We start from the raw sequence: 23855 nt of genomic DNA, 5'->3' as shown, positions 1-23855 counted from the left end.
CGTGGACGAGGAAGAGCGATGCTGTCAGACGCGCAATGGGCCGAGTTGGAGCCGCTGGTCGAAGCCTGCCGGCCGAAGGGCAAGACGCCGCCTCAGGATCTGCGCCGCACCGTCTCGGCCATCCTCTGGCGCCATCAGAATGGAGCCAAGTGGCGCGCTGTGCCAGCTGAACTCGGACCCTGGTGGCGTGCCGCTCAGGTCTTCATCCGGTGGGCGCGGGCCGGCGTCTGGGAGCGGCTCCTCAGCCTTGTGCAAGAACGCGGCGTGCAACTCGGCATGGTGTTCCTCGACGGCACCAGCGTGCGCGCTCACCAGAAGGCGGCTGGGGCTGCGCGAAGGGGGGATCTCAAGCTGAGCGAGACCATCGTGAGGCGCTTGGCCGCTCTCGTGGCGGCTATGGCACCAAGGCTTGCGTGATCGCCGATGGCGCTGGTCGCGCCATCGCCTTCCGGATCGCGCCTGGGCAAGCGCATGAACTGCCTCAGGCCATCCTACTGCTCGATCAGCTGCCGGGCGTGCCGAGGTGGGTGGTGGGCGACCGCGGCTACACCAGCTACCACTTTCGCGAGCACATCTGGGGCATGGGCGCACGGCCTGCGATCCCGCCGCAGCGGCACGAGGCTCCTGTCGCTTGTCCGGCGTGGATCTACAACAACCGTAACCGGGTCGAGCGTCTCTGGGCGCGGTTGAAGGAGTGGCGCGCTGTTGCCACGCGCTACGAGAAGACCGCCACCAGCTTCGCCGGTGTCCTCTGCCTTGCCGCCGCACTCGACTGGCTCAAGCCATAACAGGCCGTAGCTCGCGTGCCCGACACCCCCACCCTCGCCGACCTCTACAAGGCCAAGCGCCTCACCGACGACGACATGACCGCGGCCGTCGCCGGCTACCTCGCTGACCCAACGCCGGGCCCGCGCGAGATCGCGGAGGGCATCAGCCTCGACATCGCCGCGGCCGTGCTCGCGAGCCCCTACGCGACGGAGATCCTGGCGCGCGAGGATGCGCCGGAAGGCCGGCGGCGCATGGCGGTCCGGACGACGATCCTGCTGGCGCGGACAGGGTGAGGCGCGAAGGCGGCCCGGCCTAGTTGGAGGGGGAGAGTGCTGCCGGGCCGCCCGATGTGACACCGGCCGAGCGAGCGGCAGGGCTGGCGTGACCACTTGGTAGTTGGCACCATGGCAGTACCTGACCAGCCTGCGACAGAACGCCCGGTGGAGGATTCGGACTTTGCCGGCGAATGCCGGTCCGGACGGCGATCTGCTGGCGAGGGAGTCATGACCGAGGACGAGCAGTCTCGCGGGCGCGGGGCGATCCACATTACGTTCCTGGGAACCCTCGCCTTCAGCTTTTTGATCGGCGTGGGGCCGACGTTCTGCGCCCGGCAGGCCGAAGCGGCGAGCTGCTCCGGCTGCGGCTGCAAGGGTGGGCCGGGCTACCGGGGCCCGAACGGGCGATGCGTGGGCTGGGACGCGCTGGCGGAGACATGCGGCAGCCCGCCGACGTCGCGTTGCAAGGCCGAGCAGGTGAACGTGCGGCAGCCCGCGGCGCCGGCCCAGCGGGAGCGCTCGCCAGCCCCGCAGCGACAGGCGCCCGCCACGCAGACCGTGCCGAATCCCTTCTGACCCATGCGCCGCAACCCGCCCCGCGCCTACGACCGCGAGGGCCGGGAGATCATCCCGCCTACGGTCGACTTCCTGCGCGAGCAGGGCGACACCACCACCGCCGTGCACTGCCACGCGCGAGGCTGCCACCCCAGCGCGGTGAATTTCTCACCGGCGTGCTGCTCAAGGCGCGGTCACCATGGGCTTCCATTCGGCAATGTTTACGATGAGGGTGCGGGGGGTGAGGCTGACGAACGACAACGATCACTCTGCCATGTTAGATCGCTAATAGGGTCGGTGCGGGCGCCAACGTCATTCAAGAATGTCGCAGCTCGATGCATTGACATGGTTGCCATGCATCAGCAACTTGCTCACCTCAACAATAAAGAGGTGACTCGGTGAGGAACGAAAACTCTGCTAATCCGGTCTGGGTGACTCTGACGGCCAGGATGGCCTCGGCATACGTCTCCCACAACAACATTCCTATGGGTGAGCTGCAGGCGCTGATCCACAGCGTCCACGACCAGCTCCTCAGGCTCGGTCAGCCAGCCGCTCCCGAGCGTGAACCGTTGGTACCGCCGGTGCCGATCAAGAAGACAGTGACGCCAGATCACATCATCAGCCTGGAGGATGGACGGTCTTACCGAACGATGAAGCGCCATCTCGCGAGGCGTGGTCTCACCCCCGACCAGTACCGGGCGAAGTGGGGCCTGCCGGCCGACTACCCGATGGTCGCGCCGAACTACGCGGCGCAGCGCTCCGAACTCGCCAAGACCATCGGTCTCGGCGGACCGCGGCGGAGGCAGTCCGCTTAATCGCCGCGGGCAGCGGCCGGGCGGCCATGATCCCGGTCCGGTCGCTGCCCGCTCGTCACCGTACCCTCCGGATCCAGAGGCGCGCGACACGCGGGTGCATGGCGGCGACGAGCGCCAGGCCGCCAGCAGCGCCAGCGAGCATTCACGATCAGTGCAGACATTATATGAATTCCCCTATCCGCTGGATGCCTGAGGCTGGCCGCTCCGCCCATGTGACGACCCGCCGCGAGACGATCCGGCGCGCACGCGCAAGGGCGGTCGATCCGCATAAGGGCGAGTATGGAACACGTTATGGGACCTCCGAACAATGTTCGGAAGTCCTCTCGGGCGCTTCGAGCCGGCGCGTAGTCGAGGCTCAGTCGATCGGCCCTCCGCAGGGCTCGACAAGCGCGCGGTTGTTCTTCCCTGCTCCTGCGGCAGAGAGGCGGCTCGAGGATCGCCTCCCGCCTCGGTCAGGATCGCGCCCGTCCGTGCCGCCCTCCTGGCCCGGACGGCGGGCCGGGTGCACGACGGAAGACCCGCTGGCGCAATGCGCCCGGCCCGCTCCGGGTCAGCAGGCGCGGCCTGCTCTTTGTGGGAGAACAGGTCCGTGCGAAGCTTCCGTGTTCCGCATCCCGGCAGCGGCCTCTTCCGGCGCGGGACGGCGGGTCGGGTGGCGGACCTTGCAGCGGCCACGTGCCCGGCCCGTCCGCCCCTTCAGCGCGCAAAGGGACGCCGGCGCGGGGGGACGGCCGGCCGGCGTCGAAGGGGAAGTCATCATGTGCAGCAGAACAACCGCACATGATCAGGGCCGGTTCCTCAGCGCGCGCCGGGTGCTGGCCGCTGGGGCTGATCTCCCGCAACCCCAATCCAACTTGACTTTGATGGCCTAGCGTTACGTCCTGCCCTGGCGCGGAGTGCAAGATGACGGAGAGCCTGAAGCGAACCCCGTTCAGCGACAAGCGCCTGCTCGTGGTCGATGACCAGATCATCGTCCGCCAGATCGTCAGCGCCATCGGGGAGAAGCTCGGTTTCGGCACCGTGGACACGGCGCAGGACGGCGACGAGGCGCTGCAGATGCTGCGCAAGCAGCCCTACGATGTCGTGATCGCGGACTGGAACATGCAGCCGATGACGGGCTTCGAGCTGCTGCGCACGGTACGGGCCGACAAGGAGTTCGCCGCGATTAGGTTCCTGATCATGACCGCCCGCACGGATGCCGCCGCGATCCTGGCGGCCAAGAACGCAGGGGTGGACGGCTACATGCTCAAACCGTTCACGCCGCAGACGTTGCAGGACAAGATCCTGGCTGCAGTCGGGTGATGTGCTGTCCTGCTCCTGTGGCAGCGAAGTGGCTTGCGGGTCGTCTTCGGCCTCGGTCAGGATCATGCCGTCCGCGTCGTCCTCCAAGGGCGCGGGCTGCGGACCGGGTGCGACCATTGCAGCGGTCCCGCACCCGGTCCGTCCCTTTTTGCGCGCGCAAAGAGACGCCGGCGCGAGGGGAACTCGGCCGGCGTGAAGTCGGACCAATTTCGGAGATCACGCCCATCCTAGCGCCTGACACCATGCGACGCTAGCAGGCTCGCCGGGCACCGGTCGTGTGAAGCATCCCGCCGCACCCCCGTGCCTCGCTTGGCATCGGCGCTTGGCATCGGCTCCCGATCGGTCCCGTTCAGCCGGTGCGGATGCGGGACTGGAGGGAACAGAGCGTCGAGCCCATCGGCCACGCCGCTGAGTACCGGATCGAAGGCGCGGCCGAACTCGCGCGGGTGCAGCAGCGGCCTGATGAGGGTGGCGCGAGCGTGCAGGTGATGAGGATCGTCGGGGTGCTTCATGGCGGCAAAAAAGCGCCGACCGAGGCTCGAGAGCCTAGGGTGTGGTGAGGATTTAACGATTGGGGCTTCCGGATCGCTTGTGGTTGTGGTTCAAGGCCGCGCTTTGGGAGAGCGGCCTTGTCGACCAGAGCTGATCCGGACGCCCTGACGGATGAACAATGGGCCCGTTTGGCCCCGCTGATGCCGGGGGGCTGCAAGGGCAAGCGCGGCCCTCGCACCAACAATCGCTTGTTTCTCGATGCGTTGATCTGGATGACGCGGTCGGGCGGACGCTGGAAGGATCTGCCCGACCGCTTCGGCAAGGTCGGGACGGTCAAGCGGCGCTATTATGACTGGATGGCCCGTGGTGTTCTGGCCGGGATCCTGGCCGCTCTGGCCGAGGAAGCCGACCTGGAATGGGTCTGCGTCGATGCCACCATCGTGCGGGCTCAGAGCCAAGCGGCGGGAGCGTCACGCGAAAAGGGGGCTCTGATGCCCAAGGCCTGGGTCGCTCCCGCGGCGGCCTGAGCACCAAGATCCACCTGGCCTGTGACGCGCTCGGCAATCCCGTGCGCCTGCTGGCCGGTCCGGGCCAGCAGGGCGAGGTGCGGCGTGCCGCCGAACTGATCGAGGGGCTGGCCTGCGGCCATGTCATCGCCGACCGCGCCTACGATGCCGAGCACGTCCACGACACCGTCCTGGAGGCCGGGGCGGTCCCGGTGATCCCGCCGCGGCCCAGGCGGCGCAGGCCTCATAGCTATGACCATCACCTCTATAAGGAACGCAACCTGATCGAGCGCTGCTTTGCCAAGCTCAAGCAATTCCGCCGCGTCGCCACCCGCTACGACAAGCTCCTCGTCAACTTCATCGGCTTCGTCACCCTCGCCGCCATCTGCATCTGGCTCAGGTAGTGAAATCCTCACCACACCCTAGCCGACGCCGAGAAGTGAACCCGTGGCTGTATGCCGCTTCATCAACCATCCAGAGCACAACCGAGTTCCGCCGATTGGTTGCAGGACGCATCAGCTGGAGCGTCCTCCCACACCGGCGCGCGCCTTCAACTCCTCCAGTGTGACCTCGTCGCCCTCCGAGGTCGCGATACGTACCTGATAGCCGTCGTTCTGGAGCCGCGCGACGAGCACCAAAGCATCGAGCACCGTCTCGACCGTGTCGGTCACGACAGGCCGATCCAAGTTGGCGAGGTTCGATCCGGCGATGATGTAGCCCATGCCCCCTCCTGACCACCCACCATGCAGCTGCAGATAGGGAGGGCGGGTTGGTGGGCCAGCAATTGGCGTGCACAGGCTCTCGGAAGCCACAGCTGCAACAAGCCGCGTGGCCCGCTGTCGGCCCGCTCACTTCTCGGGTTAGAGCGCGCTACGACCACTTCAAGAATGTGCCGGACCGCCACGCTTTGCTAACCATGCACACCTGATTCTCACGGGAGCCAGCATGGTTGCAGCAGCGAAGGCATCGCGGGTCCGATCCGGTCGGCATCTCAGGTCGGCTCGACCCAGCCGGCTTGCTTTCTCGACCGTCGAGCTGATCGCGGAGCGTGGGATGGACGACGCGTGGCGGCAGCAAGAGCAGCGCGCCCTGACCGCCGGGAGCTGATCCGCATGGCCCAGGCCGTGCGGCTGAGCGTGCCGACCGCGGCCACGTGAGCGCTGCCGAACTCGAAGCGGCCGCATGCTCGACCTGGGCCCCCACTCTGCAGCAGATGTGTCACCTCTGCAGCAGATGTGTCACCGGTTCCGGTGCTCGGTGGTGGCGGTGCGCTCGCCGAAATGTGAATAGCCAATCAGCCTAATGGATTGTGCGCATGCCGAATGGCTAATCGTCAGCAGTCACCCAGCGTGCGATGTCACCAGGATGGGAGAACTGCGCACCATCCAAGCCCTGTTCAAGGCTGGCATCATCACCAACGCCGACCTGATCGCAGCTGCCGATGCCTATTTGGGCGATGAACGCGCTCGGCTGCTTCGGATCGCAGAGGGGGTGTGGCTCGACGTCGCCGCAGCCGTGATGGCCTGTGAGTACGCCCGCACCCTGTTGAGCCGACAGGACATCACGCCGGGCCAGCGGCGGACAGCCGTGCTGGTCACGATCCTGCCTCTGGAGCCACAGCCCAACCCTGTCGAAGCCTTGGTGGCGAACCAGGCCGCTACGATGCAGGAGCCCTCGCCTACGGAGGCGGATGCGCTTCCGGTTCTCATCGTGACGACGGACGATCTGCAGCGTCTGGAGGCGATCCAGCTCGCGAAAAGCGATGCATCACCAGCAACAACGCTCAGCCGCCTCTTGGCCGAGGAGCTTGAGCGTCTGTCGCGGTTGGGGGCTGACCTGCTGATAAAGCAGGAGCAAACAGCAGAACGCCCGGCGGAGGGTTAGGACCTTGCCGGGCGTCTGGTCATGGAGATCAGGATGTGCCGCATCAACGTGGCCCCGGCGCCCGTGTTCCAGAGGAGACGCCATGAGCCGCCGAAATGTTGCTCCGCCGATCGACATGGACGCGGTCATCGCGGCTGCCGAGGTCTATCTCGCTGACCCGTCAACGCGCTCGCACCAGATCGGGCTGTACACACTCGACCTCGCGGCAGTGGTCGCCTTCAATGATCGGGCGGCCCGCCTCGTCGCTGATCCGCAGGTGGACCGCAGCGCGAAGCGGCGGGCCGTCACGACGGCGCTGCTCATCGCCCTGGCCGACCAGCGCCCACTCTACCAGTGAGGCGCAACCCCCGCCGCCCCTACGACCGCGAGGCCGGGAGATCGCCCCGCCCACGATCGGCTTCTTGCGCGAGCAAGGCGAGACCACGGCTGCCGTGTTCTGCCACGCGCGGGGTTGCCACCACAGCGCGGTGATCAGCACCGACCGCTTCCCGGCCGACCTGCCCTTCCCCGACATCGCGCTCAGGGTCCGATGCTCGGCCTGCGGCTCGCGCGAGGTCGGAGTGATGAAGGACATGCGCGCCCACTACGCCCGGTGTCGGTCGGGTGCGGGCCCCATGGCGGAACTGCCGCCGGACTACCGGGTGATCGGGCGGGACGTGCCGTGGCCAGATGAGCAGGCCTGAGACGAGGAAGCCCTCCACAGCTCGGAGGAGAGGGCTGGGCGGGCCAAGTAGGGGAAGTAGATGGTCTACCACCCCACTATCGCGGTTCGAGCAGCGGCATGAAATCACCTGAGTGATTCGTGGCAGTTGCGCGTGACCGGCCAAGAAAAACCCCGCCGCGGCAGAGCCGGGCGGGGTTGAAGAGGTTCAAGCACGCGCTTGATAGCAACCTGATCCAGGAATGAAAAGCCCGCCGCAACGGGGCCGGGCGGGCAAGAGGGCATTGGAAGTCTCTCGGGGAGACAGCCAGAACGAAGCATTCTTTCAGCCGTAGCTGCATTCACTCACGATATGATACCCGCTGAGATGGGGTGCCGGGCGGGCTCTGTCGGATCGATGTACGGCGAGGCGGGTCAGTCGTCCTTCGGTAGATCGATGCCGTGCGCCATCATTCGCCGCTCGGCCTCGGCTCGGTAGTGGCGCAGGTCGTCCAACTCGCGCTGCAGGGCGTGCATCAGCGAACGCTCGCCTCGCCGGCGAGCTAACTCCGCCTCCAGAGAGTCCACCCGCTCTCGGCGGAAATCCTCGACGACCTTGAGCAAATCGGGATCTGGCCCGGGGTGGCGGCGTAGCCATCGCCACAGGGCGGCGAGCGGGCAGGCCGACACGACGTCACCCTCGGTTCGGCAGCGCGGGAACGTCAACGTTGGCGTCCCGCATGGCCTTCTCCAGCCGGTCGATGTGGCGCTGGAGACCCCGGACCTCGGCTTCCAGCCCATCGATCTTGTCGGCCTGCCGGTCGAGCGCCGTAGCCTGTCGGTCGATGATCTTTGTCAGCTCCGTCCGCTCCTCCTGGAGCTTGCGGATCAGCACCTCGAAGCCCGAGGTGATGGCGACCTGTGCCTCGGTCGAGGCCTTCTTCTTGCCGGCGACCCACGCAAACCACCCCGTGACGAAGGCGATCAGGATCGGCCCTGCGGCCGTGAGCAGGGCGACCGGATCGAGCTTATCGAGCACACCAGGTCCCCTGCACCTTGGCGCCGCCCGGCGCCTCGTGGAAGAACACGGCCAGGGCCGTGTAGAAGGCCGTCACCGCAGAGACCGCGGCCATTGCGGCCCGCACCGCGATGTCCAGACGGTAGACGCCCGTGAACAGCGTGAGCGTCATCGTCAGGTGCGAGAGACCGCACAGAAAGATGAAGGCGGCGTACATCCCGATCGCGGTTGGACTGAACTGCGCGATCACCGTGCGGTGAATGGCCAGGGACGCCCCAATCACGAAGTAGCTCAGCGCCGTCATGCCATCCGAGGCGATGTAGACGGTCATGATGATCGGGTCGTTGGTGAGGCAGATGGCGTGCGCCGCATAGCGGTCGGCGCCGAGGATGCCGGCGATCGTTTCCCATAGGCTCATCAGGGCATCACCTCGATGTCGAAGTCGGCGATGGTGTCCACCACGGACCGATCCGGGCAGCGGCTCTCGGTCGTCATCACGTAGCGGTACGGGCCGGGCGTGAGGCCGAGCGGCTGGGGCTCGATGTAGCGGTGCTGGTCGAAGCTGCGCACGCTGCTGTCAATGACTCGGCGGCGCAGCGTTAGGGTCGACTACCTCAAGCCGCACGCGATCGTCGACCTGAAGAGCACGCGGCCGACCCGCCCGACCTCGTTCAAGGCGAACTGCCTGCGCGCCGTGGCCGAGTACGACTACCCGGTGCAGGCCGCCGCCTACCTGCAGGGCCGCTCGCAGCTCGCGCGCCTCGTCGCCGACGGCCGCGTGCACGGCGACCACGATCCGGCGTGGCTCGCCCGCGTCGCGACCGCACCCGCCTACGCCTTCGTCTTCGTGTTCTGGTCGACCGGCGACGCGCCGCTCACGTGGGGCTTCGCGCTCTCGCCCGGCAACGACGTGCTGACGATCGCCGAGAAGACGGTCGACGCGGCGCTCTGGAACTACGTCGTCGTGCTCGGCGACGAGGAGCGCATCGAGCACGAGCCGAAGCTGGACGGGCCGCGCGGCGCGCCGCGGGCGACGTACGCGATCGCGAAGACGAAGGACGGCGGCATCTACCGCGAGGTGATGAGCCTGGAGGAGATCGAGAAGGTTCGCCGGGTCAGCCGGGCCGCGAACAAGGGCCCTTGGGTCGACTGGTGGGAGGAGATGGCGCGCAAGACGGTGCTGCGCCGCCTCGCCAAGCGCCTGCCGATGTCGACCGACATGGACGACCTGATCCGGCGGGACGACGAGCTCTACGACTTCGGCCGCCGCGGCGGTGGTGATCGGCCCTTCAAGGCGGTGGCGAACCCGCTGGCAGATCAGATCGAGCATCAGCCGCCGGTGGACGCGCCCGAGGCCGAGGGTGCCGGCGATGATCTCGATACCGCCGAGTACCGTGGTAGCGAAGGCGACGTCACTGACAGCGGCGATTTCCCCGGCGACGAGGCGCTGCGCGCGATGGAGCGCGAGCCGGGCCGCGGGCGCCGCGGTGCGAGCCGGGAGGGCTGAGCGATGCAGTCCACCTGCCCCCCGCGCTCGTTGGGCGAGCGCATCATGGTCCGCCGGAGCGGCTCGGCATCCTGCAGGCTAAGCTCGCCCATGCCATCGGCTGCGACAGCCACACCATCTCGCGGTTCGAGCGGGGCCGGAACGTGCCGGCCGACCTGCTGCCGCGTCTCGCGACCGCTCTCGGCGTGCCGGTCGAGGACCTGACCAGCGAAGTCACTCAGATCGAGCCGGCCCGGGAAGAGCTGGACCGTGCTCACCGTGTTCCGGGCGCTGCCGGACAGCAGGCGCGCCTACGTCCGCGGCCTGATGCTCGCCCTCAAGGATGGGAGCATCGCCCGATGAAGCTGCGCAACGCGCTCCGCGACTTCGACCTCGCCGACCTGGGACGCCGCCTGCAGGCTGCCGCCATCCATCAGGACCGCTGTCGGCGCCATGCCCAGCGCCTGAGCGTGCCGGACGACTGCTCCGAGACACAGCGGGCGGTGGCGAACATCGACCTCGCGGCCGACGCCCTGAGTTCGTCCGAGCGCCTCGTGGCCGCGGTGGTCCGCTTCCTCGCCGACGAGGGGCCCAGTCGGTCCGCACCGACCGACACTACCCGCGGGATGCCGCCCGTGGTGCGCCGGCCGGGCAGCATGTTCTGCGCGACGGCGGTGCCGATGCGGGCGGAGGTGCGGTGATGCCGGCCGAGCCCCTGGTCTTGCCCAACCCGATTCCCTGTTGGGCGCTGGCCGCGATGCCGCGCCCCGCCAGCACGCTCAGCCTCTCTGGCGAGACCGGGTCCCTGACGGCCCGCGTCACGATTCCACGCGACGAGGCGCGCGCCTACGCTCGGGGGCAGCACTGTGGACGGCCGGAGATTGGGCTGAGCGGACGTGGCCGGCGCAGGTGTGGGGCGCGATGAATCATCCTGCCGTCATCAACGGCTTCCCAGCCAGCCCCGTACATCTATCATGCTGCGGCAGACCGAGTTTCGAGCTGGCGCTTGTGTCGACCCATCGCCTCAATAACATTTTGAGCGAACTTGAGGCGCTCCTTAACTGTGCCCCCTGCCGTTTTGATAGTGCATGCCGGAGGTTGACCGCCGCCGCCTATTTCTGCGAACTCGATGGCGACGATCTTTATATGGCCAGCGCGGCTGTTGATCTCAGCCCTGATCTCAGATGCAATTCGATTCAGGGTATTATGGTCAAAATTCATAGCGGCGCTCCCGCTTTTCTCTGGCTATCCAGCCACTCTCAATCACATTGGCGCAAACCGGATCCACGGCGGTGCGAAAAATCACCGGCCAGTCGCAGGGTCATGTCGAATACCATATACGGCCTTCGCGCTAGCCAGGGGGACACCGAGCACCCGGGCATAGGACATCTCCTCCAGCGTGCTGATCCTCTGGACGCCGATGCAGGACCTCGACGCGCTCGCGGCTGGGAGGGCGGCGTGATGCGGGCGCTCGTCATCAGCAACTGGGTAGGACGCCGTGTTCGTGGCCCGACACCGTTGGTTCTATTGCCAGTCCGGCTCGACAACCTCGTAGATGTAATACGCATCGATGATGGCGTCGTGCACGTACTCGACCAGTTCCGCGCTGTTCGGCGGCAATGGCCTTCCCAAATCAATCTCGAACTCAGGCGGTGCTCCGTTGGTACCCGGTCGGAGTATATTTATGTCTTTGACCATGTTCCCATTAGGCAATTTCTGAACAAGCTCAAGGATTATTTGCGCAAGCTCGGCGCGTACCTTGACTTCTCGATTCAAATTGACGCTCCCCAGACCCGCCCTCATTGCCGATATCATTTGTTATTTTTCGGCAATATAGACTTCAAAATCAGCCCAGCAACAAGTTATTTCCGCGCCGAGACGCAGCAGCCAGAAAAATATCCTGCTGCAAGAGCTACTTATGCGGTGACGACGTGGGCCGGTCACTGCCGCCCGTCTCGCAGGGTAGAGCGCCGGATCCTGGGTCGGGATCCTCCTGAAGCGCATGCAGCGATGGGTGAGCCGCCGAGCGTGGTGGGCTTGCTGTTCGAGGCCTACGATCCCGCGGCGAAGACCGGCCGGCATGAGCACCACCCCAAACAGCTGGGGATGCTCGCCCGATGCCCCGCATCGCCCTCCGCGCCGACTCCCTGCACGACCCGTACCTGACCGGGAACGGCGAGTGGTGCCCGAGCTGCTGCCCGAACGGGGCGCCGCGCCTCATGCACACCCGCCTGTTCCGCCGCGGCTGCAACTACTGCGGCGGACGGGGCCGGATCGTCTTCACCACCGAGGAAATCGTGGCGCGGACCGTCGCCGAGGCGCGGGCTGCGCGTGAGAGGAGCGCTTGATGTCCGATTCCATCCCCGTCGCATCGCGCTGCCAGATCGTCCGCTGCACCTGCGGGTGCGGGACGATCACCTTGTGGCTGCTCACCGCGGCCGGGCGACCGATCGCGAGCCTGCCGATGACGCCCGGCGCCGCGGAGTACCTGCGCGATGCCGTGACGGAGACGCTGGAGGGTGCGCTGGACGGGCGTGACCTGCATGAGCAACCCGCCGCTGGAGGCCTGCACTGATGGTCGACCGGCAGAACATCGACGCGCTTGCGGCCGGGAGGGCGGCATGACCCGCCGCTATGCCGAGGACACCAAGGTGCCGGTCGCGCAGAGCCGGACCCAGATCGAGGCCATGCTGCGCAAGGCAGGCGCCGAGCGCGTCATGCACATGGACGAGCCGACCGAGGCCGTCGTGATGTTCCTGCTGGCCGGGCGGCTGATCAAGCTGCTGGCACCGATCTCGCCAGACGCGCGCGACCAGGAGCGCCGCCGGGTGTGGCGGGCGCTCGGGCTCGTCATCAAGGCGAAGCTGGAAGCGACCGCCTCGGGCATCGAGACGGTCGAGAGCGCGTGGCTCGCCCACGTCGTGCTGCCGGACGGCCAGACGGTCAGCCGGTGGATCGAGCCGCAGCTGCAGGTCGCCTACGAGCGCGGCCAGATGCCGACCCATCCCCTCCTGCTCGAAGGGCCGAAGGCTTGACGCGCCCTCTTGTCATAGACAGCTTCGCGGGCGCGCCTTCTTCAGTGAAGCGTGGGCTCTCTGAGGCCTTGCCGTTCACTGGCGCTGCCCAGCGTCGCGAGGATGCGGTTCAGGATCCAGGCCGCGCCATCGTTGCCTCCAATCGCAGCCGGATCGCAGATGTAGAGGCTCACGAGCTCGGCGAGCGCGACCTGCAAGGCCGCACGCTCGCCCTGCTCGACAGTCAAGACGGGACGCGTTCTGCGCGCTGCCCGCAGCGTTTCGGCTGCCTTGGTCAGAATGACTTGGTACGCTTCCGTAGCGGCGAGCTTCTCGGCGTCATCCACTCTTGGATCTCGTCACTCGCATCCCCACGGAGCTGCCTTCTGCGCGAAGTCCGGTGTGGCCGCAAGGGGAGCCGGGTCTCCCTCACCATGACGTGAGGCGGCCGATGACCGCTGCCCGCCTCAGCCCCGACCTGTTCGCCGCCGGCGCCGCTCTCCCCTTGTTCACCGCATGTCCCGCCGCTCCCCATAGAATTAAGGGGGTCCAAGAGAGAACGTCTGGCGATGTTCCACGGAAACATATTTCACAAGATGGAAAGCTGCTTTCCATTTTCGCGAGAACATCCCGGAAACATCGCTACCGACGCGAGCCTCTGCTGTGCGCCGGTCGCCCCGACCCGACCCTGACCGCCGTGGAGTGAGGACGATGGCCGAGCACAGCACCATCGTCGACGCGCTCGCGGCCGGGAGGGCGGCGTGATGCACTACCTCATCACCGACAGCTTCGCGCGCCTTACGCTCAAATCAGTGTACTGCGTAGTTTCTAACATCATAAATCTGAGAGAAAATGCGAATTGCCGCGCAGATAGTCATCACGGCAAAACGCGCCTCCTCGCTCCCAGGTTTCACATTGATGGAAAAAGAAAGCTGTTTATCATAGCGCTCGGCATGCTGAAAACGAATGCCTATAACATGTTCGCCGCCAGGGATCATGTGAACGCGCCCGATGATCATTTCCAAGATATCGGCTCGAGTCTTCGGTGCTCGCTGCATCAAAGAAGTTCCTACGGAATAGATCCTGAATATGTCAGGTACCAGCCGATCAGGAGGCTCGGTATCCCAGCGCCACTCACGGTACCATGCCACATGTGTACGGGTGGCGCGTTCGACGGGTTCGCCCATCAACGTGAGGATCCGGTCGAGAATCCATATCGCACCTTCGCTTCCGCCGACTGCAGTCGGATCGTAAGCATAGAGGCTCACGAGGATGCCGAGCGCGGTTTGAAGTGCCGCACGCTCACTTTGCTGAGCTGTAATGACGGGATAGGCACATCGAGCCGAAAGCAACGTCTCCGTAGCTGCATTCAAGATATCACGGCATGCCTCAGTAGCGGCGAGTTTCTGGTCTTCATCCATTTCTACGCAATTATCTCTTCTTTTCTATGCCGATGCTGCATAGATGACGCGAAGGGCAGTCGCAAGAGAGATGCGCGACTTAAGGCGTGCCAACATGGTGGTACCGCCCTTGTTCCCTGGGTGAGTTGGTGCCCCGTTCAAAAGAAGTTGAAGAGCACCCGAGACATTCACTCAGATCAGCCGAGACCTATTCGCTTTGAGCGCCGACCGCTTCGCCTATGGCGTGGCCATTTTCGTGGAAGGCTCCGTGCAGCCGCCGCTGGTGTGACGCAGATGATCAAGTCGCCCACCGAGAAATTTATTCTCCGACGCTATGTGAACATCTCAGGACGTTCTCATTGGACTGCTCAACCGAGGGCCAGCGTACAAATTGCGAACTATTCGCGCTTTAATTCCTAATTTTGACGCTGAGGCCGTGCCGCATGACTGATCAACCGTCCTTCCACCGCCTCGACGGCGCCGAGATCTGGGGCACCCTCACGTCCGAGGAGAAGGCCGAGATCGGCGCGATCGCCATCGAGCTCGTCGCAACGTGGCGGCTTCAGCGCCGTGTCTACGAGGACCAGCTCGGCGACGTCCTCGGCCGAGCGGCCGACGCCGCGGACATCGCGCTGATCGGGCTCCTCGACGGCGCCCTGGAGGCCGAGGACGACATCACGCCTCGCGTGCCCTCGCTCCTCGGCGGGATCTACCGGGACTGCGGCTGCACCCAGGAGGACGCCTGCCCCAGCGGCTGCGGCTGGGCTTGTGACGACTTCTGTACGACGTGCGCGGCCGAGAGCGCGCCCCCGGACGGCGCTCGAGACGTGGCCCCGTGCGGCCATTCCCCCGACCCGACCCTGACCGCCGTGGAGTGAGGACGATGGCTGAGCACGGCACCGTCGGACGGGCTGAGGCGATGTGGTCATCGAGAGCCGACTTCGGTGTGAGGCGAACGATGTTGCCCTGTCCTTCAATTCTACTGGTCGTCACCGAATTCGTCGCGACCTGGCTCGATGCAGCGATATCCAACGAGGCACTCTGGGTTATCGCGCGTCGGAACAAACGCGTTGGCGGCCACCTCCGTGGGCTCGCAGAAGCTGCGATCGCGTACAAAGCGATCGTAGGTAAAGCCCCCCGTGCCGAGAACCAATGCGCCGCGTGCGGAGACAAGTCCGGCCGCCTGCTGGCATGTCATCGTTACGCTCGAAGGCCGCTCCTGGGCACGTGCGGCGCTAAACAAGCCAACAAGCACAACAGCCTGCGCCATCATCAGAGCTTTGAGCGCGCGATAATTCCTAGGCACAACCCTCTCCATTGTGATCGAGCAGCTAACGCACATCGACAGGACTGTATTTTGCAGAATGGCGCCTGCCTCGAACTGACTGCTAGGTCATGTCCCAGCACCACCACCGACCTGACCCCGATCGCAGCAGAGTGAGAGCGATGGCCGAGCATAGCATGATTACACGCGAGATGATCACAGCTGCGGCCGCGGCGATCGCGAACGCCCGCGGCGGCCGACGAGGTGCGCCGCCGATCGGCAACGTCCTCCGAATCCTTCCGGACAAGCTGCGCGACGAGGTGATGAAGATGCCGAGGCGGCGGTAGAGGCAGCGCTCGCCGAGGAGAAGCGGCCGTGAGCCACTGGTCCGACACTGCCCGATACGTCATCGCGGAGGTGCACGCGAGCCTGCTGGCCCGCGCTACCCTCGCCGAGCGCCAAGCCGCGATCGACGCGGCCTACCCGTTCGGGGCGCGGGCCTACAGTCCCTACAAGACGTGGCTGCGTGCCCGGCGGGAGCACCTGTGCCGGTACGGCTACGTGCCGAAGGGCAAGCGGCTGGTGGAGAGCCCGTTGGAGCGGCTGATGCGCCGCGGACGCGCCTCAAGCATAGGAGGCTCGCGTGGCTGACCTCGCCCTTACCGAAGCGCTCATCAAGGAGGGAAGCCGCATGTTCGTGGTCTTCGACTTGGACGGGACGCTCGCTCTCACCGATCACCGGGCGCACTTCCTGGATCGGCCCAGCAAGGAGAAGGACTGGAGCGGCTTCTACGCGGCCTGCGATCGCGACGAGCCCTGCCACCCGATCATCCGCACGCTGCTCGCCCTGCACGCGACCGGCGCCGAGGTGGAGATCTGGTCGGGTCGCTCCGACGAGGTGGCCGACAAGACCCGGGCCTGGCTGGATGCGCACGGCCTCGGAAGCATCCCGCTTCGCACCCGCCCAGTCGGTGATCACCGCCCCGACACCGTCCTCAAGGCCGAATGGCTCGATGAGGGCCGCACGCCATCGCTGGTGTTCGAAGACAGAGCGACCGTCGTTCAGATGTACCGCTCGCGCGGCATCGTCTGCTGCCAGGTCGCGCCGGGAGAGTTCTGATGAGCGACCCTGCCCGCGCCGCCTACGAAGCCCGCTGGGCCAGCATGACACTCGGGCCGCGCGGAGCCGCGCCGGCTTGGGACGACCTCGGGCTGGACGGCCGGGCAGTGTGGCAGCGGGTGGCGGAGGCGGCGATCGCCGCGGCCATCCCGCAGGACCTGCGCCGGGCCGCGGAGGCCAGCCTGCGCGCGCCCCCCGGCTCATGGCAGGAGGCGGACACGTGGTTCAGGTTCCAGGCGCGGGCGGCGGCGTTCGCGTGGCAGTTACTAGGGAGGGGCGCCGATGCCGGCTGACCTCCAGGCCCGCGACCTCTTCGGCGTTGCCTTCGCCGACACCATCAAGCGCTCCGCCACGCTCTCGCGCTGCGGCACCTACCGCTACACGCTCACCCGCACCTGGGGCGAGGGCGGGCAAGTGTGCTTCATCGGCCTGAACCCGAGCACGGCGGACCACCGCGTGGACGACCCGACCGTGCGGCGCTGGATCCACTTCGCCCGAGCCTGGGGCTTCGGCGGCTTCACGGCCGTGAACCTCTACCCGTTCCGCTCGTCCTGCCCGGCCGACTGCCGGGCGTGGTCGCGCTGGCAGGAGAACGGGCCGGACTGGCACGCCCGTGACCAGCTCTGGGCGAACGAGAACCACGTCGTCCGGGAGGCGAAGGCCGCGGCCTTGGTGGTGGTGTGCTGGGGCGCAGGCACGTGGGATCCCGAGTACGTCGAGCACGTCTGCGAGCAGGTGCAGGAGGGCGAGGCGCCCTGGCCGGACCTGATGTGCTTCGCGCGCTCGACTGACGGCGGCCCGGTTCACCCGATGGCGCGCGGGCGTCACCGCGTGCCGGACGGGGCGCAGCCGGTGGTGTGGCGGAAGGGAGGGGCCTGAGCGATGCCGCGCCGACCCGCGACCGTGACGCAGGCCGACGTCGCCCGCGCGATCCGCGCCATGCGGGACGCCGGATTGCCAGTCGTACGCGTCGTCGTGCGGGCGGATGGAGTCGTGCTGGAGACTACGGGCGACGGCGAGTCTGTGACCTCGGTTGCCCTATCCAGCGACGCGCCCGATGCTCAGAGGGAAGAAATCATCTTGTGACCGCCGCCATGCCACGCCCGCGCCCGCCGCACCTCGTCCGCGAGACCACCCGCCACGGCCGAGTCACATGGTACGTGAGGGTCGGCCAGGGCAAGCGGATCCGGATGCGCGAGCCATACGGCACCGAGGCGTTCTGGCGCGACTACCGCATCGCCGTAGAGGGCAAGCCGGTCGAGGCGCCCAAGGGGCCGGCGACGGGCTCCCTCTCGTGGCTCATCGGGAAGTACATCGAGAGCGCGGAGCGGTCCGACCTCAGCGCCGCGACCCGCAAGCAGCGACACACCGTCTATCGTGCAGTCGAGGCCACCGCCGGCATGAAGACGGCGAAGCTCATTGACAAGGGCACGATCCTCGCCGGGCGGGATCGGCGACGGGATCGGCCGCATGCCGCCAACAACTTCCTGAAGGCGATGCGCGGCCTGTTCGCTTGGGCTGTCGACCGCAACTATCTCACGGTGGATCCCACGATCGGCGTCAAGCTTCTCTCGGGCAGCAACGACGACGTCGGCTTCCATGCCTGGACCGAGGAGTCGTCGGTCGCGACAAGACCAAGCTCGCCGCTGCCGTCCGGGAGATCGGGCCGGGGGTGCAGAGCGCTGCGGTGGACGCGACCAATCGCGCCGCCCTTGACGCGCTCTTCCATCGCGCGGGTCACGTCGACCACCTCGTGCTTGCCGCCTCCGGGGGACGCGGAGCCGGTCCCTTCGCCGAGCTTGACCCTGCGGGCCTACGGGCAGGCTTCGAGTCCAAGTTCTGGGTGCACTGGCATGCGGCTCAGGCCGCTTTGCCCGCCCTGGCGCCCGAGGGCTCGATCACCCTCATCACGGCCGCCTTGTCGCGTCTGGCCAACCCGGGCACCTCCGGGCTGGCCGCCGTCAACGGCGCCCTGGAGCGCACGGTGCCGGTGCTCGCCCGCGAACTCGCGCCCCGGCGCGTCAACGCGGTGTCGCCCGGCGTCATCGCCACGCCGTGGTGGGACGACAAGCCTCCCGAGTTCTTCGCGCGTGCCAGCCAGCAGGCGCCGCTGCGGCGGGCGGGGCGGGCTGAGGAGGTGGCCGACGCAGTGCTGTTCCTGCTCGGCAATGCCTTCGTCACGGGCGTGGTGCTCGACGTTGACGGTGGTCTGCACCTGACCTGAGGTGCCGGGTCGTAAGGCGCGCACGAGGCTTCCGCCCGCACCCCCATCTACCGGTTCGTCACCAACCTCGCACGGAGCTACCGCCGAACACGACCTGCTGGCGCTGCGTCCGCGCGAACAGGCCGTACAGCATCCGGGGATCGGACGGCGTGCTCGCCCCGTCGAGCGCCGCCTGCTGCGTCGGTGAGAGGACGACGTCCAGGGCGGCGACGTTGTCGGCCACCTGCGCCGCGCGGCTCACGCCCAGCAGCGTCGAGATCACGCCCGAGCGGCCGAGCACCCAGGCGAGCGCGACGCGGGCGGGGGGCTGCCCGATCTCGGCGGCGACGCGGCGCACGACATCCACGATCGTCCAGTTGCGCGCGGTGAAGAGGCTGTCCCCGAACGGGTTGGCCCCGTCCAGGCGCTTGTCACCGTCCGGGCGTCGCTCCCCGGCAGATGATGCGTCCCCGGGAAGGCCGCCCGCCCGCGAACCCGCCGCCTCGACCGCCGCACGGTCGTACTTGCCAGTCAGAAGGCCGTAGGCGAGCGGGCTCCAGGGCACGACGCCCATGCCGAATTCAGCCGCCAGCGGCACGTGCTCGTCCTCGATGTCGCGGTTCACCAGCGAGTAGAAATACTGGAGCGCGATCGGTCCCGGCAGACCGCGCATCATCGCCAATGTTGCGACCTTGGCGACATACCATGCAGGCGCGTTCGACATGCCCCAGTAGCGAACCTTGCCGGTACGCACGAGGGCGCTCATCGTCTCCAGCAACTCCTCGGCAGGTGTCACCCCGTCCCAGACGTGCGACCAGTACAAGTCGACGTAGTCGGTGCGCAGCCGCTTCAACGAGGCGTCCAGCGCCGCGCGCAGGTGCTTGGCGCCATTGCCACCCGCATGCGGGCCATGACCGGCAGCGAAGCCCGCTTTGGTCGCCAGCACGATCTGGTCACGCAAGCCGCGCTCGGCGATGAAGCCGCCCAGCATCGTCTCGCTGCGCCCGCCCGCGTAGACGTCGGCCGTATCGACGAAATTGCCGCCTGCCTCGACGTAGGCGTCGAACACGGCGCGGCTGTCCTCTTCGCCCATGCCCCAACGAGCGGTCGCGAAGGTCATCGTACCCAGCACCAGCGGGCTGACGGCAAGACCGGAGCGGCCGAGTGTGCGGTAGTCGGTGAGAGGCATGCGGAGTAGCTTTCATATTGATTGATACGAAACCTGTAGCAGCGCTTGTTCTGACGCGTCAATGGTTTCATAGTGGCCGTTATGAAATACGCTCACATGCCCGTGCGCCGCAAGACGGGCCGTCCGCTGTCCTTCGATCGTGATGCCGCCCTGGAGCAGGCCATGCGGCTGTTCTGGCGCCACGGCTACGAGGCCACGTCGCTGGCCGCTCTGACCCGCGCGATGGGCGTCACTCCACCGAGCATCTACGCGGCCTTCGGCGACAAGAAGGGTCTCTTCCTGGAGGCCGTGGCGCGCTACCTCGCGCGCCCGCTCACCCCCGCGGAGATCATCGCCAGGGCGCCGACCGCACGGGAGGCCGCACGCGGGCTGATCGAGGGCGCGGCCGTAGCTTTCACCGGGGCGGACACGCCGCCCGGCTGCCTGCTTGCGAGTTCCGCCATCGCCTGCTCGGCCGAGGCGGCCGACGTGCGGGACGAACTGGCCGCGATCCGCCGCGGGGTCGAGGAGAGCCTGCGCGCGCGGATCGAGCAGGGCGTGCGCGACGGCGAGTTGGCCGCGGACGCCGACGCCGAGACGCTGGCGGCCTATGTGACGACGGTCATCCAGGGCATGTCCACCTTGGCGCGGGACGGCGCCACGCGTGAGAAGCTGACGCGCGTGGCGGAGTTCGCCATGCTGGCGTGGCCCTCGGCTTGGGAGGGGGCGGCCTCTCGCAGCGCCTGAGCCCCGACGCACCCGCCCTGCTCCCTCTCCCTGCGGGTCAACGAGGGGACCTACGCGAGGGCGAGACGAGGACCTCGTTGCCGCACGATGCCGAACTTCCGCAGGATCGCCGTCGAGGACGGTGACGACATGATGCTGACCAATGCCAACGTTGTGCGGCAGACATACTGCGCCCGGCAAGCTCGCGACGCGAATGCCCTGGCCTCGCTCATCAGGACCGACCACGTCGTCAAGCAGGCGGACGACCTGTCCTGTGCTCGATGAGCCGCGCGACCCGATCCTGGACGGCAGCCTCGTGGGCCGCCTCCCAAGCCCGGCATTCCTCGACCTCGAACTCAAGATCCTGGATCCGGCGATGAGCCTCGGTGAGATCCGCCTCCAGGGTGGCGATGTACTCGACGAGCGCATCGACCTCCGCCCCCGTCATCAGCCCCAGACCATCTTGAACACGACCGCGTGCTCCTCGCTCGGCAAGCCAACGTAGTAGGTGTCGGTCAGGTGGCACCACCCGGGACACATCTGATCGAGCCACTGGACGACGACGTCTTCCAGCACCGGCAAGCCGCTCGACCAGATCCGCCACTTGTTGGCGAAGATGCGACGCGAACGCGGAAACTCCGACCGGAAGCAGATGGCATCATACGCTTTCCAGTAGCGCTCCGTGGCAGCCCAGGCGTCGTGACGACCGCAGGACTCCCGGCGCAATTTGAGGATGGAGATCGCCGCGTCGAACTTCTCGACGTGCTCGATCTTCGCGAACCCGATGAAGCATCCCAGGTCCGAGGAAACGAGGTCGGGCACAGCGAGAAGGCCCCACCCTGGGCAATCCTCATCGAGCCACGCCCTCACGAACGGCATGAGGGCGCCGTCCTCCCGCCAGATCGGCCTGTTACCGGCCTCCGGCACGCATCGCCCGACAGAGTACTTCTCCACGAAGGCAGTGATTTCGAGAGCCCGATGCGGAGGCAGTCTTTGGAACCGCTCGGTGATGCCGCCCTTCACGTAGCGGTCGAAGTACTGAGACGCCGCGGCGTCGGCCGTATGAGGCTGGGCAGGCAGTTCCAAGCTCGTCGACGTCGGCTTGCCCGAAAAATCAGTGGTGTTGTGCAAGATGAAAGTCTTTCTCGTGAAGCAATGGCCCTATCTAGCGGGACGACGCACCTGGAGTAAAATTGAAAATCGGGCCGCAGTTCGCGCACCGTAAAGGCTGTCCGCTGCCGTTTTAGAGATCGAGGCGCCTGCGGCGCCTGCGGGGAGATCCGACTTCGACGAAGCCGAAGAAGGCGATCCACCACATAGACGAGCCCGAGGTCGCGAAGTCCGAGATCTAGTGAAGCCGCCACGAAGCGCGGCGGCGAGGTCGAGCGGCGCGAGACCTCGACGGGGCGCGAGTGGCTGCCGACCGTGCCCGCGCCGCGGCGCGGGGACGAGCGGCACGACCAAGTTCAGCGGGATCGAGAATGAGGGCGGGAGCGCCGTGCCAGCAGGCCGAAGGCGGCCCGCTGCCCCGGCGGCCGAGGGGCCCGGGCCTTCACCTGCTGCCGCAGGCTCACCCCGCCCACCTCGGCGTGACGGAGATATGTTGACATTCGACGTCGAGGTGGAACTAAGTACGAGATGTCATCCCAAATAATGTGTCACCTCTTGTATCTTTAAGAAGGCAACGGACACATTTTTCCAACCGACTGTTTTAGAGTGATTTCTTGACATGCATTGTAAGATCTTCTGCGGAGCGCCTGGGGACGGCAAGTCCATCACCATGACCAGCACCATGCTCGCAAACTCGGGTCGCTACCTGCTGGCGACACCCCGCATCGACCTTGTCGAGGAGCAGGTCGCCTTCCTCCGCGCGAACCGACCTAAGGGCAAGTTCATCGCGATCACCCCCGTGCACTGCGAGCAGAAGCAACGGACGAAGGTCGAGCGGCGCCTGCGGGACGTTCTGATTGGTCACGCCACCACGCCGCACGCGATCGTCGCCGTGACCCATGAGACCCTCCTCAAGACCGACCCCGACCTCCTCAGAGGATGGCACGTCGGGATCGACGAGATCCCGGACGGCGCCGTCCGGGGCGGGACGTTCGAGGCGACGACGACGTGGCCCTCGCTCGCCCACTACTACAAGCTCCTCCCGCTTGTCGGCGGCCAGTGGTGGCAGGTCGAGCTTCGTGACGACGTCGACCAGCCCTCGCCCGGCATGCTCGCCCGCGATGGAGATGGGCTGCTGCCCTTCCACACCGCCGCTCGCGATCCCCGGCGGCCCCTGCTGGTCGATCTCGGCGCCTGGGAGGACGCGAAGCGTCCTGGACGGCGCGTGGGCTGGGTGTCGTTGTGGACGCTGACGGGTCTCTCGGCGTGTACGTCGGTCACGATCGCCGCCGCCAGTTTCGAGACCAGTCTCATCCGCCACGTTCACCGCCACCTGCCCGAGGACGCGATCACCTTCGAGGAGGTTCGCGTTCGGACGGCGCCCCGGGCGAGACCGCGCGTGCGGCTGCACTACTTCTGCACGCACCGGGGGTCGACGACGTGGTGGAAGACCGTCGAGGGTGAGCGCTGTCTCGTCGGGATGTCGGAGCACCTGAAGCGCATCGGCTTCCAGGGGTACTGGTCCTGCAACGCCGAGTTTCGCCTCGCCTTCCAACACCGGTTCCCGGAACTCTGGCGCGAGCCGAGGCAGTCCGGAACCAACAGCCTGCGCGAGCACACCTCGTGCGCGATCCTCTACTCCAACAAGGCCCAGAGCGGCGACGATCCGGTGCTCGACGCCCTCGGCCTCGACCGCCGGGCGATCATCGAGGCGCGCGAGTACGAGGACCTCTGGCAGTTCATCATGAGGGGCGCCGTCCGCGACCCCGCCTACGCGGGTGACTACGACGTCTACGTCTACAGCCGGGATCAGGCCGAGGCGCTGCAATCCAAGCTGGTGGACAGCGGCATCACCGACGACGTCGCCCTTGTCCCGGTCGACGAGGCGGGCCTGCTCGACGTCGTGCGGCCCCGGGCTGCGGTTCCGGAGGGCGAGCGTGTGGCCGACCGGCGCTCGTTGCAAGAGCACCGCGAGCAGAAGAAGGTGGCGAACCGTGAACTCAAGCGGCGCACCCGCGCGGCCAAGCGCGAGGAGAAGCAGCGGACCGGCACCCTGCGGGCTCGGGGTCGGCCGCGCAAGCAGGCTGAGTCCTCCCCCGTGGCATAGGC

General features: G+C 66.9%; 36 protein-coding genes and 1 pseudogene. 25 read left to right on the top strand and 12 right to left on the bottom strand.

The annotated features are described in order from the left end of the window. Positions 1-18 precede the first annotated feature (18 nt). The 6 genes from ACKUB9_RS16375 (at position 19) to ACKUB9_RS16350 (ending at position 5117) form a co-directional block, all read left to right on the top strand. A protein-coding gene (locus ACKUB9_RS16375; protein WP_407523709.1) for an IS5 family transposase occupies positions 19-788 on the top strand; the annotation gives its coding sequence in 2 pieces (ribosomal slippage) (positions 19-334 and positions 334-788; 771 coding nt in all). A 15-nt stretch (positions 789-803) separates the two neighbouring features. Further along, a complete protein-coding gene (locus ACKUB9_RS16370; protein WP_407523707.1) occupies positions 804-1061 on the top strand; it encodes a hypothetical protein in 258 nt (85 codons plus the stop codon). A gap of 210 nt (positions 1062-1271) precedes the next feature. After that, positions 1272-1619: a hypothetical protein gene (locus ACKUB9_RS16365; protein WP_407523705.1), complete on the top strand. Its 348-nt coding sequence runs from the start codon at positions 1272-1274 to the stop codon at positions 1617-1619. A 428-nt stretch (positions 1620-2047) separates the two neighbouring features. Further along, on the top strand, positions 2048-2413 hold the full coding sequence (locus tag ACKUB9_RS16360; protein ID WP_407523703.1) for a Ros/MucR family transcriptional regulator: 366 nt from the start codon (positions 2048-2050) through the stop codon (positions 2411-2413). Positions 2414-3316: 903 nt separating this feature from the next. Then, positions 3317-3715 (top strand): response regulator, encoded by a 399-nt coding sequence (locus ACKUB9_RS16355; protein WP_407523701.1) that lies wholly within the window; start codon positions 3317-3319, stop codon positions 3713-3715. A gap of 692 nt (positions 3716-4407) precedes the next feature. Next, a protein-coding gene (locus ACKUB9_RS16350) for an IS5 family transposase (protein ID WP_407523880.1) occupies positions 4408-5117 on the top strand; the annotation gives its coding sequence in 2 pieces (ribosomal slippage) (positions 4408-4684 and positions 4684-5117; 711 coding nt in all). Positions 5118-5228: 111 nt separating this feature from the next. Here ACKUB9_RS16350 and ACKUB9_RS16345 read toward each other — a convergent pair. After that, on the bottom strand, positions 5229-5435 hold the full coding sequence (locus ACKUB9_RS16345) for a hypothetical protein (protein WP_407523699.1): 207 nt from the start codon (positions 5433-5435) through the stop codon (positions 5229-5231). 643 nt (positions 5436-6078) lie between these two features. Here ACKUB9_RS16345 and ACKUB9_RS16340 point away from each other — a divergent pair. The 3 genes from ACKUB9_RS16340 to ACKUB9_RS16330 all read left to right on the top strand — a co-directional run bounded on the left by ACKUB9_RS16340 (position 6079) and on the right by ACKUB9_RS16330 (position 7280). Beyond that, entirely contained in the window at positions 6079-6597 is a 519-nt protein-coding gene (locus tag ACKUB9_RS16340) for a hypothetical protein (RefSeq protein WP_407523697.1), read from the top strand. Between the two features lie 115 nt (positions 6598-6712). Next, positions 6713-6934, top strand: a complete 222-nt coding sequence (locus tag ACKUB9_RS16335; RefSeq protein WP_407523695.1) for a hypothetical protein — start codon at positions 6713-6715, stop codon at positions 6932-6934. A gap of 64 nt (positions 6935-6998) precedes the next feature. Continuing rightward, complete coding sequence (locus ACKUB9_RS16330; protein WP_407523692.1) at positions 6999-7280, top strand: hypothetical protein; 282 nt, start codon at positions 6999-7001, stop codon at positions 7278-7280. Between the two features lie 392 nt (positions 7281-7672). Here ACKUB9_RS16330 and ACKUB9_RS16325 read toward each other — a convergent pair whose 3' ends face one another. The 4 genes from ACKUB9_RS16325 to ACKUB9_RS16310 form a co-directional block, all read right to left on the bottom strand. Beyond that, on the bottom strand, positions 7673-7861 hold the full coding sequence (locus ACKUB9_RS16325; protein WP_407523690.1) for a hypothetical protein: 189 nt from the start codon (positions 7859-7861) through the stop codon (positions 7673-7675). A 70-nt stretch (positions 7862-7931) separates the two neighbouring features. Continuing rightward, on the bottom strand, positions 7932-8276 hold the full coding sequence (locus ACKUB9_RS16320) for an SNARE domain-containing protein (protein ID WP_407523688.1): 345 nt from the start codon (positions 8274-8276) through the stop codon (positions 7932-7934). Then, on the bottom strand, positions 8266-8673 hold the full coding sequence (locus ACKUB9_RS16315) for a hypothetical protein (protein ID WP_407523686.1): 408 nt from the start codon (positions 8671-8673) through the stop codon (positions 8266-8268). The genes ACKUB9_RS16320 and ACKUB9_RS16315 overlap by 11 nt, the downstream gene beginning before the upstream one ends. Further along, positions 8673-8825, bottom strand: coding sequence for a hypothetical protein (locus ACKUB9_RS16310; protein WP_407523684.1), 153 nt, complete (start codon positions 8823-8825; stop codon positions 8673-8675). Before ACKUB9_RS16310 ends, ACKUB9_RS16315 begins: the two co-directional genes overlap by 1 nt. 10 nt (positions 8826-8835) lie before the next feature. Here ACKUB9_RS16310 and ACKUB9_RS16305 point away from each other — a divergent pair, with 10 nt between their 5' ends. The 7 genes and pseudogenes from ACKUB9_RS16305 (at position 8836) to ACKUB9_RS16275 (ending at position 12776) form a co-directional block, all read left to right on the top strand. Beyond that, positions 8836-9762 carry a recombinase RecT gene (locus ACKUB9_RS16305; protein ID WP_407523682.1) on the top strand — a complete coding sequence of 309 codons (927 nt, stop codon included), beginning with the start codon at positions 8836-8838 and terminating at the stop codon, positions 9760-9762. Further along, a pseudogene (locus tag ACKUB9_RS16300) lies at positions 9759-9956 on the top strand (helix-turn-helix domain-containing protein); the annotation flags it as partial. The gene ACKUB9_RS16305 and the pseudogene ACKUB9_RS16300, both read left to right, overlap by 4 nt. A gap of 144 nt (positions 9957-10100) precedes the next feature. Next, the gene (locus tag ACKUB9_RS16295) at positions 10101-10442 is read left to right on the top strand and encodes a hypothetical protein (RefSeq protein WP_407523680.1); all 342 of its coding nucleotides are present in this window, start codon (positions 10101-10103) and stop codon (positions 10440-10442) included. A gap of 220 nt (positions 10443-10662) precedes the next feature. Beyond that, entirely contained in the window at positions 10663-11907 is a 1245-nt protein-coding gene (locus ACKUB9_RS16290) for a hypothetical protein (RefSeq protein ID WP_407523678.1), read from the top strand. Further along, on the top strand, positions 11859-12089 hold the full coding sequence (locus ACKUB9_RS16285) for a hypothetical protein (RefSeq protein WP_407523676.1): 231 nt from the start codon (positions 11859-11861) through the stop codon (positions 12087-12089). Before ACKUB9_RS16290 ends, ACKUB9_RS16285 begins: the two co-directional genes overlap by 49 nt. Further along, positions 12089-12316 (top strand): hypothetical protein, encoded by a 228-nt coding sequence (locus ACKUB9_RS16280; RefSeq protein WP_407523674.1) that lies wholly within the window; start codon positions 12089-12091, stop codon positions 12314-12316. The genes ACKUB9_RS16285 and ACKUB9_RS16280 overlap by 1 nt, the downstream gene beginning before the upstream one ends. Positions 12317-12362: 46 nt before the next feature. Further along, a complete protein-coding gene (locus ACKUB9_RS16275; RefSeq protein ID WP_407523672.1) occupies positions 12363-12776 on the top strand; it encodes a hypothetical protein in 414 nt (137 codons plus the stop codon). A 41-nt stretch (positions 12777-12817) separates the two neighbouring features. Here the strand turns inward: ACKUB9_RS16275 and ACKUB9_RS16270 are convergent, their stop codons facing one another. Both ACKUB9_RS16270 and ACKUB9_RS16265 read right to left on the bottom strand, forming a co-directional pair. After that, positions 12818-13102: a hypothetical protein gene (locus tag ACKUB9_RS16270; protein WP_407523670.1), complete on the bottom strand. Its 285-nt coding sequence runs from the start codon at positions 13100-13102 to the stop codon at positions 12818-12820. Between the two features lie 462 nt (positions 13103-13564). Then, positions 13565-14176 carry a hypothetical protein gene (locus tag ACKUB9_RS16265; RefSeq protein ID WP_407523668.1) on the bottom strand — a complete coding sequence of 204 codons (612 nt, stop codon included), beginning with the start codon at positions 14174-14176 and terminating at the stop codon, positions 13565-13567. Positions 14177-14598: 422 nt separating this feature from the next. Here ACKUB9_RS16265 and ACKUB9_RS16260 point away from each other — a divergent pair, with 422 nt between their 5' ends. Beyond that, positions 14599-15033, top strand: coding sequence for a hypothetical protein (locus ACKUB9_RS16260; protein WP_407523666.1), 435 nt, complete (start codon positions 14599-14601; stop codon positions 15031-15033). Positions 15034-15134: 101 nt separating this feature from the next. Here ACKUB9_RS16260 and ACKUB9_RS16255 read toward each other — a convergent pair whose 3' ends face one another. Further along, positions 15135-15425 (bottom strand): hypothetical protein, encoded by a 291-nt coding sequence (locus ACKUB9_RS16255; protein ID WP_407523878.1) that lies wholly within the window; start codon positions 15423-15425, stop codon positions 15135-15137. A 176-nt stretch (positions 15426-15601) separates the two neighbouring features. On the opposite strand from ACKUB9_RS16255, the gene ACKUB9_RS16250 reads away from it, so the two are divergent. From ACKUB9_RS16250 to ACKUB9_RS16230, 5 genes are read left to right on the top strand one after another with little or no spacing between them, the layout of a single operon-like run. Further along, complete coding sequence (locus ACKUB9_RS16250) at positions 15602-15766, top strand: hypothetical protein (RefSeq protein WP_407523664.1); 165 nt, start codon at positions 15602-15604, stop codon at positions 15764-15766. Between the two features lie 28 nt (positions 15767-15794). After that, positions 15795-16070, top strand: a complete 276-nt coding sequence (locus tag ACKUB9_RS16245; protein ID WP_407523662.1) for a hypothetical protein — start codon at positions 15795-15797, stop codon at positions 16068-16070. Beyond that, complete coding sequence (locus ACKUB9_RS16240) at positions 16063-16539, top strand: phosphatase domain-containing protein (protein WP_407523660.1); 477 nt, start codon at positions 16063-16065, stop codon at positions 16537-16539. The genes ACKUB9_RS16245 and ACKUB9_RS16240 overlap by 8 nt, the downstream gene beginning before the upstream one ends. Beyond that, positions 16539-16832: a hypothetical protein gene (locus ACKUB9_RS16235; protein WP_407523658.1), complete on the top strand. Its 294-nt coding sequence runs from the start codon at positions 16539-16541 to the stop codon at positions 16830-16832. The genes ACKUB9_RS16240 and ACKUB9_RS16235 overlap by 1 nt, the downstream gene beginning before the upstream one ends. Next, positions 16822-17418, top strand: a complete 597-nt coding sequence (locus ACKUB9_RS16230; RefSeq protein ID WP_407523656.1) for a DUF1643 domain-containing protein — start codon at positions 16822-16824, stop codon at positions 17416-17418. Before ACKUB9_RS16235 ends, ACKUB9_RS16230 begins: the two co-directional genes overlap by 11 nt. Positions 17419-17600: 182 nt before the next feature. On the opposite strand, the gene ACKUB9_RS16225 is transcribed toward ACKUB9_RS16230, so the two are convergent. Then, positions 17601-18140 (bottom strand): hypothetical protein, encoded by a 540-nt coding sequence (locus tag ACKUB9_RS16225; protein ID WP_407523654.1) that lies wholly within the window; start codon positions 18138-18140, stop codon positions 17601-17603. 71 nt (positions 18141-18211) lie between these two features. Between ACKUB9_RS16225 and ACKUB9_RS16220 the strand changes: the two genes are divergently transcribed. Continuing rightward, positions 18212-18763, top strand: a complete 552-nt coding sequence (locus tag ACKUB9_RS16220) for an SDR family oxidoreductase (RefSeq protein WP_407523652.1) — start codon at positions 18212-18214, stop codon at positions 18761-18763. Between the two features lie 58 nt (positions 18764-18821). On the opposite strand, the gene ACKUB9_RS16215 is transcribed toward ACKUB9_RS16220, so the two are convergent. Continuing rightward, positions 18822-19931, bottom strand: coding sequence for an aldo/keto reductase (locus tag ACKUB9_RS16215; protein ID WP_407523650.1), 1110 nt, complete (start codon positions 19929-19931; stop codon positions 18822-18824). 96 nt (positions 19932-20027) lie between these two features. On the opposite strand from ACKUB9_RS16215, the gene ACKUB9_RS16210 reads away from it, so the two are divergent. Continuing rightward, the gene (locus ACKUB9_RS16210) at positions 20028-20657 is read left to right on the top strand and encodes a TetR/AcrR family transcriptional regulator (protein ID WP_407523648.1); all 630 of its coding nucleotides are present in this window, start codon (positions 20028-20030) and stop codon (positions 20655-20657) included. A gap of 229 nt (positions 20658-20886) precedes the next feature. Here ACKUB9_RS16210 and ACKUB9_RS16205 read toward each other — a convergent pair whose 3' ends face one another. Then, positions 20887-21084 (bottom strand): hypothetical protein, encoded by a 198-nt coding sequence (locus ACKUB9_RS16205; RefSeq protein WP_407523646.1) that lies wholly within the window; start codon positions 21082-21084, stop codon positions 20887-20889. Further along, positions 21084-21767, bottom strand: coding sequence for a hypothetical protein (locus tag ACKUB9_RS16200; protein ID WP_407523644.1), 684 nt, complete (start codon positions 21765-21767; stop codon positions 21084-21086). Before ACKUB9_RS16200 ends, ACKUB9_RS16205 begins: the two co-directional genes overlap by 1 nt. 661 nt (positions 21768-22428) lie before the next feature. Between ACKUB9_RS16200 and ACKUB9_RS16195 the strand changes: the two genes are divergently transcribed. Next, the gene (locus tag ACKUB9_RS16195) at positions 22429-23853 is read left to right on the top strand and encodes a hypothetical protein (RefSeq protein WP_407523642.1); all 1425 of its coding nucleotides are present in this window, start codon (positions 22429-22431) and stop codon (positions 23851-23853) included. Positions 23854-23855: the final 2 nt, after the last annotated feature.

It is taken from the genome of Methylobacterium oryzisoli (assembly GCF_046557895.1).
GTDB classification, from domain to species: domain Bacteria; phylum Pseudomonadota; class Alphaproteobacteria; order Rhizobiales; family Beijerinckiaceae; genus Methylobacterium; species Methylobacterium oryzisoli.
Note: the sequence above shows the minus strand (reverse complement) of the source record. Positions and strands in the feature narration are given on the sequence as shown.

Coding starts and splice junctions, on each gene's coding strand:
- ACKUB9_RS16290 (WP_407523678.1), top strand. CDS start 10,663: ATGAATCATCCTGCCGTCATCAACGGCTTCCCAGCCAGCCCCGTACAT.
- ACKUB9_RS16315 (WP_407523686.1), bottom strand. CDS start 8,673: ATGAGCCTATGGGAAACGATCGCCGGCATCCTCGGCGCCGACCGCTAT.
- ACKUB9_RS16335 (WP_407523695.1), top strand. CDS start 6,713: ATGGACGCGGTCATCGCGGCTGCCGAGGTCTATCTCGCTGACCCGTCA.
- ACKUB9_RS16225 (WP_407523654.1), bottom strand. CDS start 18,140: ATGGAAGCCGACGTCGTCGTTGCTGCCCGAGAGAAGCTTGACGCCGAT.
- ACKUB9_RS16340 (WP_407523697.1), top strand. CDS start 6,079: ATGGGAGAACTGCGCACCATCCAAGCCCTGTTCAAGGCTGGCATCATC.
- ACKUB9_RS16230 (WP_407523656.1), top strand. CDS start 16,822: ATGCCGGCTGACCTCCAGGCCCGCGACCTCTTCGGCGTTGCCTTCGCC.
- ACKUB9_RS16235 (WP_407523658.1), top strand. CDS start 16,539: ATGAGCGACCCTGCCCGCGCCGCCTACGAAGCCCGCTGGGCCAGCATG.
- ACKUB9_RS16285 (WP_407523676.1), top strand. CDS start 11,859: ATGCCCCGCATCGCCCTCCGCGCCGACTCCCTGCACGACCCGTACCTG.
- ACKUB9_RS16265 (WP_407523668.1), bottom strand. CDS start 14,176: ATGGATGAAGACCAGAAACTCGCCGCTACTGAGGCATGCCGTGATATC.
- ACKUB9_RS16365 (WP_407523705.1), top strand. CDS start 1,272: ATGACCGAGGACGAGCAGTCTCGCGGGCGCGGGGCGATCCACATTACG.
- ACKUB9_RS16355 (WP_407523701.1), top strand. CDS start 3,317: ATGACGGAGAGCCTGAAGCGAACCCCGTTCAGCGACAAGCGCCTGCTC.
- ACKUB9_RS16305 (WP_407523682.1), top strand. CDS start 8,836: ATGACTCGGCGGCGCAGCGTTAGGGTCGACTACCTCAAGCCGCACGCG.
- ACKUB9_RS16250 (WP_407523664.1), top strand. CDS start 15,602: ATGGCCGAGCATAGCATGATTACACGCGAGATGATCACAGCTGCGGCC.
- ACKUB9_RS16360 (WP_407523703.1), top strand. CDS start 2,048: ATGGCCTCGGCATACGTCTCCCACAACAACATTCCTATGGGTGAGCTG.
- ACKUB9_RS16205 (WP_407523646.1), bottom strand. CDS start 21,084: ATGACGGGGGCGGAGGTCGATGCGCTCGTCGAGTACATCGCCACCCTG.
- ACKUB9_RS16255 (WP_407523878.1), bottom strand. CDS start 15,425: ATGGCGCAGGCTGTTGTGCTTGTTGGCTTGTTTAGCGCCGCACGTGCC.
- ACKUB9_RS16210 (WP_407523648.1), top strand. CDS start 20,028: ATGCCCGTGCGCCGCAAGACGGGCCGTCCGCTGTCCTTCGATCGTGAT.
- ACKUB9_RS16345 (WP_407523699.1), bottom strand. CDS start 5,435: ATGGGCTACATCATCGCCGGATCGAACCTCGCCAACTTGGATCGGCCT.
- ACKUB9_RS16195 (WP_407523642.1), top strand. CDS start 22,429: ATGCTCGCAAACTCGGGTCGCTACCTGCTGGCGACACCCCGCATCGAC.
- ACKUB9_RS16215 (WP_407523650.1), bottom strand. CDS start 19,931: ATGCCTCTCACCGACTACCGCACACTCGGCCGCTCCGGTCTTGCCGTC.
- ACKUB9_RS16260 (WP_407523666.1), top strand. CDS start 14,599: ATGACTGATCAACCGTCCTTCCACCGCCTCGACGGCGCCGAGATCTGG.
- ACKUB9_RS16295 (WP_407523680.1), top strand. CDS start 10,101: ATGAAGCTGCGCAACGCGCTCCGCGACTTCGACCTCGCCGACCTGGGA.
- ACKUB9_RS16275 (WP_407523672.1), top strand. CDS start 12,363: ATGACCCGCCGCTATGCCGAGGACACCAAGGTGCCGGTCGCGCAGAGC.
- ACKUB9_RS16280 (WP_407523674.1), top strand. CDS start 12,089: ATGTCCGATTCCATCCCCGTCGCATCGCGCTGCCAGATCGTCCGCTGC.